This is a genomic window from Corallococcus sp. CA053C, assembly GCF_003611675.1.
Taxonomy (GTDB): domain Bacteria; phylum Myxococcota; class Myxococcia; order Myxococcales; family Myxococcaceae; genus Corallococcus.
In genome coordinates this window covers 1-8,790 of record NZ_RAWA01000415.1, presented here as the reverse complement: position 1 = coordinate 8,790, position 8,790 = coordinate 1, and the positions used below count along the sequence as shown (strand labels likewise).

The 8,790-nt window shown below is 71.0% G+C and carries 5 protein-coding genes and 1 pseudogene; 1 reads left to right on the top strand and 5 read right to left on the bottom strand.

Annotated features, from left to right (window positions below):
* The 4 genes and pseudogenes from D7V97_RS35635 to D7V97_RS35620 form a co-directional block, all read right to left on the bottom strand.
* Window positions 1-3,509: pseudogene (locus D7V97_RS35635) on the bottom strand (hypothetical protein); the annotation flags it as partial.
* A 137-nt stretch (window positions 3,510-3,646) separates the two neighbouring features.
* Complete coding sequence (locus tag D7V97_RS35630) at window positions 3,647-5,011, bottom strand: tetratricopeptide repeat protein (RefSeq protein ID WP_120615078.1); 1,365 nt, start codon at window positions 5,009-5,011, stop codon at window positions 3,647-3,649.
* 50 nt (window positions 5,012-5,061) lie between these two features.
* Window positions 5,062-6,279, bottom strand: coding sequence for a threonine ammonia-lyase (locus D7V97_RS35625; protein ID WP_120615079.1), 1,218 nt, complete (start codon window positions 6,277-6,279; stop codon window positions 5,062-5,064).
* Between the two features lie 88 nt (window positions 6,280-6,367).
* On the bottom strand, window positions 6,368-7,597 hold the full coding sequence (locus D7V97_RS35620; protein ID WP_120615077.1) for a Glu/Leu/Phe/Val dehydrogenase: 1,230 nt from the start codon (window positions 7,595-7,597) through the stop codon (window positions 6,368-6,370).
* A gap of 64 nt (window positions 7,598-7,661) precedes the next feature.
* Here D7V97_RS35620 and D7V97_RS35615 point away from each other — a divergent pair, with 64 nt between their 5' ends.
* A complete protein-coding gene (locus tag D7V97_RS35615) occupies window positions 7,662-8,186 on the top strand; it encodes a helix-turn-helix domain-containing protein (protein ID WP_120615076.1) in 525 nt (174 codons plus the stop codon).
* 22 nt (window positions 8,187-8,208) lie between these two features.
* Here the strand turns inward: D7V97_RS35615 and D7V97_RS35610 are convergent, their stop codons facing one another.
* Window positions 8,209-8,712 carry a hypothetical protein gene (locus D7V97_RS35610; RefSeq protein ID WP_233583429.1) on the bottom strand — a complete coding sequence of 168 codons (504 nt, stop codon included), beginning with the start codon at window positions 8,710-8,712 and terminating at the stop codon, window positions 8,209-8,211.
* Window positions 8,713-8,790 lie beyond the last annotated feature (78 nt).

Below are 8,790 nucleotides of genomic sequence, written 5' to 3'. Positions count from 1 at the left end.
GCCCACTCAGGCTGGGCCTCGATGGGGGCGGCGTCTTCCGACGTCGCCCACTCGGCCTGCGTGGCGACGGGTGCGGCTTCCTCGGTAGCCCACTCAGGCTGGGCCTCGATGGGGGCGGCGTCTTCCGTCGTCGCCCACTCGGGCTGGGCCTCAATGGGCGCCGCGTCTTCCGACGTCGCCCACTCGGACTGCGCGGCAACGGGAGCAGCCGCTTCGGTCGTGGCCCACTCAGCCTGCGCGGCATCAGGAGCAATCGCTTCGCTCGTGGCCCACTCAGGCTGTGCAGCGGCCGGCGCGGCTTCTTCGGTGGTGGCCCACTCAGGCTGGGCTTCGATGGGAGCCGCTTCTTCCGACGTGGCCCAATCGGGCTGCGCGGCAATGGCGGCGGTTGCTTCGGTGATGGCCCACTTGGACTGTGCAGCAGCAGGCGCGGCTTCGTCGGTGGCCCACTCCGGCTGCGCTTCGATGGGTGCAGCTTCTTCCTCCGCCCACTCGGCCTGCTCGGCGACGGGGGCGGTCAGTTCGGACGCGGCCGACCCAGACTGCGCGACGGGCGCGGTCTCCTCAGCCGTGGCCCATTCAGGCTGTGCTTCGAGGGGCGCGGCATCTTCCGACGTCGCCCATTCGGACTGCGTGGCGATGGGTGCGGCTTCCTCGGTGGCCCACTCGGGCTGGGCCTCGATGGGCGCGGCCTCTTCCGTGGTGCCCCATTCGGACTGCGCGGCGACGGGCGCGGCTTCCTCGGTGGCCCACTCCGGCTGCGCTTCGAGGGGCGCGGCTTCGGCGAGAGCCGAATCGCTGGACGGATCCGACGACGCCTCGTCCGTGGCGGCTTCCGTCGTGGCCCACTCCGGCTGCGCGTCGATCAGCGGTGCTTCTTCGGCCAGCGCGTTTCCGCCGCCCTGGTCGACGGTGGCCGCGGATCCTGATCCGGACACCGCCCATGCGGTCTCGGCAACCGGGGTCTCCCACTCGGAGGCGGTGGCCTCTTCGGGCGTGGCTTCCTCCGGGGTTGCCCATTCCGGCTGCAGCTCGATGGGCGCAGCGTCACCCGAGGCGTGGTTCTCCGTCGCGGCCCACTCGGGCTGCAACTCGAGCGTCGCGGACTCTTCCGACGCCGGGTTCCACGCGGAGGCCGTCTCGGTCCCGGGGGACTGTTCGGACGTCGCGGTGTCGGACCACGCGTCCTGCGGGTTGGTCGCGGGGGCTTCTCCTGCATCGGCGGCCCACTCGGGCTGCAACTCGATGGGCGCGGACTCTTCGGACGGCTGTGCCCAGGCCGGGGTCTCGGCGGCGGGCTCCGCTGCATCGGCGGCCCACTCGGGCTGCAACTCGATGGGGGCGGACTCCTCCTGCAACCCGACGGTGGTGGTCGGATCCGAGGGCGTTCCCTCAGCGGACCACTCCGCCTGCGCGTCCTCTTCCACCTCGGTCCACGCTGAGGCCTCGGAGGACTGCGCCTCGGCGAGCGACTCGCTCGCGGTGGCCAGTGGCACGGCCTCGTCGGGATTCCCGTTCAGCTCGGTCCACTGTTCCGAAACAAGGGCGGCACGCGCCTCCGACAGCGCCGTCGGCTCGACATCGTCCGCGCCGAGCTCGAGCGTGTCGGCCTCGACGTCCGGACCCACCGGGATGCTGCGGATCCGCAGCGACGGGACTCCCGATTCGTCCGCGAACGGAGAAGGGGGCGCTGTCAGCGTCTCCCGCGGCTCCTCGGCTCCAACGTCGGCCACGTCGAACGTGGGCGCCGCGCCCTGGGGCGCCTCCGCTCCGACGCCCTCCTCCTCGCCGTGGGCTCCCGTCCAGGCCGCCGCGCTCTCCTCTACGACGTCGCCTGCATCGAGCGCGATCTCCTCGGAAGATCCCTCCGTCGAAGCCGCGCTGCCGGCCTGCCAGTTCGTCGCGACATCGTCCGTGCCGAGTGCGATCTCCTCAGCGGAGCTCTCCGCAGGAGCGTCGGTGCCGGCCTGCCAGTTCGTCGCGACATCGTCCGTGCTGAGCGCGATCTCGTCGGAGGAAGTCTCCGCCGAAGCCTCGCTGCCAGCCTGCCAGTTCGTTGCGACCTCGCCCGTGCCGAGCGCGATCTCCTCGGAGGAAGTCTCGCTGCTGGTTTCCCAGCTCGTCGCCACGTCATCCGTGCTGAGCGCGATCTCCTCGGCGGGAGCTTCCGCCGCATCGCTGGTCTGCCACGTCGCCGTGCTGGTCGACGCCGAATCCGACTGCCACGCATTGGCGACGTCCCCGGACTCCAGGGCGATCTCCTCCGCGGGCACTTCCGAGGCCGCGTCGCTGTCAGCCCACGCCTCCGCGATGTCACCGGATCCGAGCGCGATCTCCTCGCCGCTCGCGGGCGCGGACTCCGCCGCCTGCCAGGCACCCTCCGCGTCGGTCGCGACCGCTTCGGCCGGCGCCTCCTCCACTGCTCCACCCACCGGGGCGACCGCGCCGGACTGCGACGTCGCGACGTCGCTCCAATCCCAATCCGACGTCCCGCCCTCGCCCGGGGTCGACGGATCCACCGCGAGCGGCGCCGTATCGAGCGCGGCGTCACGGGCCTCGTCGGACTCCACCGCGAGCGGCGCCGCGTCCCACGCGGCGTCCACGTGCGCGGGCGCCAGGTCCTCGGCCATCACCGCTTCGGCCTGGGGCTCGGCCGCCAGCAGCTCCGCTTCTCCGGCCGCATGCTCGGCGGAGGCCAGCGCCTCGGCCATCGGATCCAACCCGGAGGCGACCGGGGCCTGCGCCTCCGTCTCCACCTCCATCGACAGCTCGGCGAACGAATCCTCCAGCGACGGCTCGGGCGCGGCCGCGGCCACCGGAGCCGGCGTGGACGTGGAGAGGCCGGAGAAGTCCTCCTCGGCGCTCGTGTCCCAGGACTCCGACGCGCCTGGCTCCGCCGCCACGGGCGCGGCCGCGGGCTGCGGCATCCACGGCGCGGGCTCGCTTAGCGAGGGGATGTCGATGTCGTCGGTGCTGAGGTTCAGGTTGTCCTGATCCGCGGGCGCCTGCGGGGCATACCCGGCCTGTGCCTGCGCCGCGTCATACGCTGCCCAGGCCTGCGCATTGGCCGCGTTCGGATCATCCCCACCGGCTTCGGTGACTGCCGGGACCGCGTTGGGGTCATCGCCCTGCTGGGGCCACGCCGCCGCGTTCGGATCATACGCCGCGTTGGGGTCGTAGCCGGCGGGGTAGGCGTACCATTGGCCGTCCTCGCCGTAGTACCCCTGGGGCTGCTCGTAGCCAGCGGGGTAGGCGTACCACTGGCCGTCCTCGCCGTAGTAGCCCTGCGGCTGCTCGTAGCCGGCGGGGTAGGCGTACCACTGGCCGTCCTCGCCGTAGTACCCCTGGGGCTGCTGCTGCTCGGGCTGGGCCCACGCCTGCGCCGCCGCCGCGGTGTCCGCCGCATCCTGGATGCCCAACAGGCCGCGCAACTCGACCCAGCGAGCCTCCTCGACAGCCGACAGGCTTCCCAGCTTCCGCTTCTCGTCCAGGAAACGGAACTCTCTCATCGCGGCGCGCGTATCGGACATCCGTCACCTTGCTGCGCCAGCGTCAAAAGGGGACCGCCGCAGCGAAAATCTTGAGGGGCGCGAGTCTAGGGGACTCCCGCCAGGGGGTAAACCAATCCGCCAAGCCCGATTGCCCGCTACCTCCCCGAGAGGGCGGTACGCACCGATTGGTCCAGCCCGGCGAAGTCCTTCTCGTAGGCCGCCTGCAGGGCCTTCTCGAACGGGGTCGCCCGGCCCACGGACTGCACGAAGGACAACAGCTTCTCCGCCCCGCCCAGCCGCACCAGCTCCCGCACGGCCATGGCGGACGTGCCGTACGCCACCTCCGGGGACTCCATGGAGATGGGCGCCCGCGAGTCCATCTCCGACAGCTTTGGCAGCCGGCCCTGCTTCGCCGCCCCGCGCATCACGTCCTTCAGGTTGCGCGGAGGTCCGTCGAGCCCCAGGTAGCGCCACTCGATGTACTCGGCCAGGCCCTCGTTGAACCAGCGGGGCAGGACGTCTCCACCGCCGGTGCAGATCTCATCCAACGCCGCGTGCACGTACTCGTGCACCAGCGTGGCCTTGGTCATCTGCGTCAGCTCCGCCGCGTCGTTCATGCGGATGGCGTTGTCGTGGTACAGCCCGGCGACCCGCGCCGCGTAGGTGGGCCCCAGGTGCGTGCGGAACTCGTCGCGCGTGTAGAGCACGACGTCCAGCTGCCGCTCGCGCGCCTGCCCCAGCGTCCGCTGCGTGAACTCGTACGCTTCGTCCAGCGCGGAGACGACCTTGCCCTCGTATTCGGCGCGCTGCCCGAAGTCGCGCTCGCTGTTGAAGTAGCGGATGGAGAAGCGCCGGTTGGCGCGCACGCGCATGCCGTCCTTGCCCACGCCGGACTCGTAGCTGAGGCTGGCCGGGCGGATGTCCCCGCCCGCTTCGGAGCCCTTCGCGGTGCGGGTGTCCCCCTCGCCGTTCATCCGCTGCTCGATGCGCTCCGCCTCGCGCCGCGCGACGCCTTCCGCGGACGCCTTCGCGCGCGCCTGCTGGATCAACTGGCGCGCCTCCTTGGACTCCTTCGACTTCGCGGGCACGCGCTCCAGCGTGGCGACCGCCGCCGTCGAGTCCTCGTCCTGCAACTGCAACCGCCCCAGCTCCAGCCCGAAGGCGCCGTCCTTGGGGAAGTGCTCCAGGCCCTTCTTCAGCGCCTCCTCCGCGGACGCGCGCTGATCCGTCTTCAGCGCCGACTTCGCCAGACACCGCAGGCCCCCGGCCGTCTCCTGGAACGCCACCGCGCGCTCACCCAGCGAGTACGCCATCACCGCGTCCTCCGCGAGCAGCGCCTCGCAGCCCTTGAGCAGCGGGCCCGCGACGAGCGGCCGCTGCTCTTCCGGATACCCTGACGGATCCGCCGCCGCGAAGGCCAGGTACAGCTCCTCCCACTGCTTCTGGGCGGCCAGCTCCTTGGCCTTCTGCGGCGGAGGGGCGGCGGCGAGCAACAGGATGGCGATGAAGGGCGTCGTCATGAATTCCCAGTATCGCCCAACGCCCGCACGAGCGTGCAAGCCTCCTCGCCCTACGTGCGGGCGACCTGCCAGCCCTGCGACTCCAGCGCGGCCATCAGCTCCTGGATGTGGGCATGACCGGTGGTCTCCAACATCACCTCCACCGTGGCCTCGCCCAGGCCCGCCTTGGAGAAGGCGCGGTCATGGTGCAGGTCCACCACGTTGGCGCGCATCTCGGCAATCTGGGTGGTGAGCCGCGCGAGCATGCCCGGCCGGTCCGGCAGCCGCACCTCCAGCTGCACCAGGCGGCCCGCCTTCACGAGGCCCCGCTCGATGATGCGGCTGATGACGTTCATGTCGATGTTGCCGCCCCCGACGATGATGGCGACGCGCTTGCCCTTCGCCTGCGGCACCCGGCCGTTGACGAGCGCGGCCAGCCCCACGGCGCCCGCGCCCTCCGCCACGGACTTCTCCTGCTCCAGCATCATCAGGATGGCGGCGGCGATCTCCTCCTCGTCCACCGTCACCACCGCGTCCACGTACTTGCGCACGTGCTCGAAGGTGAGCTCGCCCGGAATCTTCACCGCGATGCCGTCCGCGATGGTGGTGCCCGCGGCGGTGAGCTCGACGCGCTTTCCGGCATCCAGCGACGCCTTCATGCTCGCGATGGTGGAGGCCTGCACGCCCACCACCTGGATGCGCGGGTTCGTCTCCTTGAGCGCGCACGCCACGCCGGAGATGAGCCCGCCGCCGCCCACCGGCACCAGCACCAGCTCCAGGTCCGGGCACTGCTCCAAGAGCTCCAGCCCGATGGTCCCCTGGCCCGCGATGACATGCGGGTCGTTGAACGGGTGGACGAACACCAGGTCCTCCGCCGCCTGGATGCGCAGCGCCTCCGCGTAGGCCTCGTCGTAGTTGGCGCCCTTGAGCACCACGCGTGCGCCGTAGTCATCGCGCGTGCGCGTCACCTTGATGAGCGGCGTGCGCTCCGGCATCACGATGGTGGCGCGGATGCCCAGCCGGCGCGCGTGGTACGCCACGCCCTGCGCGTGGTTGCCGGCGGAGGCCGCGATGACGCCGCGGCGCTGCTCGTCCGGCGTGAGCGTGAGCAGCTTGTTGAGCGCTCCGCGCTCCTTGAAGGCCCCGGTGCGCTGGAGGTTCTCCAGCTTGAAGTACACCACCGCGCAGTCCGTCTTCTCGGTGAAGTAGTCCGACGCGGGGCACGGCGTGGGGCGCAGCGTCGTGCGCAGCCGCTCGCGTGCCGCCTGGATGTCCTGCAGGGTGACCATCATGGCCGGCCGTGTAGCGGAAGCCGGCTCCGTACGGAAGCGACGCCGTGAATGGCGCCTGCCTGGACGCGATGCGGCAGGCGGCCTGCTAGATGCCGCGCAGCACCGTGGCCTTGCCCACCCGGCCAATGGCGAGGATGTAGGCGGCCGTCCGCATGGACACCTTCCGGGAGCGGGCAATCTGCGCCACCCGGTCGTAGGCCTCCTTCATCGTCTTCTCCAGCTCCGCGTTGACGCGGTCCTCCTCCCAGGAGACGTGCTGGAGGTTCTGCACCCACTCCAGGTAGCTGACCGTCACGCCGCCCGCGCTGGCGAGGATGTCCGGCACCACGAAGATGCCGCGCTTCTCCAACAGGTCGTCCGCCTCCGGCTGGGTGGGGCCGTTGGCGCCCTCCACCACCAGGCGCGCGCGCACGGAGTTGGCGTTGTCGCGGGTGAGCACGTGGCCCAGCGCGGCGGGGATGAGCACCTCGCAGTCCGCCGCGAGCACGTCCTCGTTGCGGCACGGCGTCCCGCCGCTGAAGCCCGTCACGGTGCCCGTGCGCTTGACGTGCTCGAAGAGGGACGGCACGTCCAGGCCCGTCGGGTTGTACATGCCGCCCAGCACGTCGGACGCGGCCACGACGACGCCGCCGTCGCCCCAGATGAGCTGCGCGATGTGGCTGCCCACGTTGCCGAAGCCCTGGATGGCGAAGCGCGTGCCCTTCACCGGCATGCCCAGGTCGCGCAGGATTTCACGGCACACGTACAGGAGGCCCCGCCCGGTGGCGGCCTCGCGGCCCTTGGAGCCGTACAGCTCCAGGGGCTTGCCCGTCACCACCGCGGGCGAGTGCCCGTGGTAGCGCGAGTACTGGTCCATCACCCAGGCCATCACCTGGGGGTTGGTGTTCACGTCCGGCGCGGGGATGTCCCGCGTGGGCCCGATGACGTCTTGAATCTGATCCACGAACTTGCGCGTGAGCCGCTCCACTTCCTTGAGGCTCATCTGCGCGGGGTCGCACGCCACGCCACCCTTGGCGCCGCCGTAGGGCACGTTCACCACCGCGGTCTTCCACGTCATCAGCGACGCGAGCGACACGCACTCGTCCTGGTCCAGGGCGGGGTGGTAGCGCAGGCCGCCCTTCATGGGGCCGCGGCTGTTGTCGTGCTGGATGCGGTAGCCCAGGAACGTGCGGATCTCGCCGGAGTCCATCTCGATGGACACCTGCACCTTCACCTCGCGCAGGGGCGTGGCCAGGAGCGTCTCGATGGGCGTGCCCACGTCCATCACCCGCGCGGCCTTGCGGAAGTAGTAGTTGGTGCCGTCGACGGCGTTCATGGTGGGGCTGGCTCCTGGTCAGAAAAACCTTAACAGAAGGGGTGCGCTACGCTGCCTTTTGTCCATGCGCCCCGGCTCCCCGGACCCCAGCGACGCAAGCTCCAACCTCCAGGGACTGGCCCGGCGGATCCGCACGCTCCGCGAGCGACGCGGCCTCACCCAGGAGGACTTCGCCGAACGGTGCGCCATCTCCGTGAGCTTCGTGTCGCTCCTGGAGCGCGGCGAGCGCAACCCCAGCTACGACACGCTCCTCCAGGTCGCGGCCGCCCTGGAGCTGCCGCTGTGGGAGCTGTTCCGGTTGGAGGACGCGGAGGACGCGGGGGCTCATCGGCTGGTGGAGCTGGTTCGGGTGCGGGGACTGGGCCGCGGGGACGTGGACCGCCTGCTGGCCGTGGCGGACCTGATGTTCAGCGGAAGCCCGGGCGCCGCGACACCTGCCGCCCGGGAGCCCGTGCCCGCCTCCTGCACCGCGCCGGACTGCGGCCGGCCCGTGCTGGCCCGGGGGTGGTGCACCGCGCACTACCACCGGGCTCGCAGGAAGAAGGCGCCCTCGCAGGGCACGCCTCCCGGTTCGGAAGGCGCGCCGTAGGAGGGGACTCCCGAAGACGGGACTACTTCCGCTTCGCGCGCTCGACCTTCAGCGTCTTGTTCTCGCCGTAGGACTTGCCGTGGGTGGACTCGAAGCCCGCCACGTCCTCCTCCGCGACGAAGACATACGCGTACGTGGGGCGCAGGTCCGTGCGCAGCACCTTGCCCGCCGGGGCGCCCGCGGCCTCCAGCGCGGCGGCGACGCCCGCCTCGTCCAGGCCCTCCTGACGGCCCAGGCCGACCCACAATCGCGCCTGCCCGGGAACGTCCGGCAGGGCCTCGTGGCGGGGACGGCGCTCCTCACGCTGGCCGCGCGGACGGTGCCGCTCCAGCTTCAGCGCCTTGTCGCCGTGCGTCTTGCCGTTGAGGGCCTCGAAGCCCGGGGCCTCCGCCTCCGGCACGTAGACGTAGCCGTAGGTGGCGCGGGTGAGGGCCTTGATGACCTTGCCGCCCGGGGCGCCCATCGACTCCAGCGTGGCGGGCAGCTTCGCCTCGTCCCTGTCTCTTATACCCATCTCCGAGCCCACGAGACGCGTAGTAATCTCGTATGCCGTCTTCTTCTTGATAAAAAAAACTTACATATATGATGTATGTTTGACCGGCCG

What these genes read in the sequence shown, in the direction of transcription:
- D7V97_RS35620 (WP_120615077.1), bottom strand. Translation starts at nt 7,597, where the DNA reads ATGAACGCCGTCGACGGCACCAACTACTACTTCCGCAAGGCCGCGCGG.
- D7V97_RS35615 (WP_120615076.1), top strand. Translation starts at nt 7,662, where the DNA reads ATGCGCCCCGGCTCCCCGGACCCCAGCGACGCAAGCTCCAACCTCCAG.
- D7V97_RS35630 (WP_120615078.1), bottom strand. Translation starts at nt 5,011, where the DNA reads ATGACGACGCCCTTCATCGCCATCCTGTTGCTCGCCGCCGCCCCTCCG.
- D7V97_RS35625 (WP_120615079.1), bottom strand. Translation starts at nt 6,279, where the DNA reads ATGGTCACCCTGCAGGACATCCAGGCGGCACGCGAGCGGCTGCGCACG.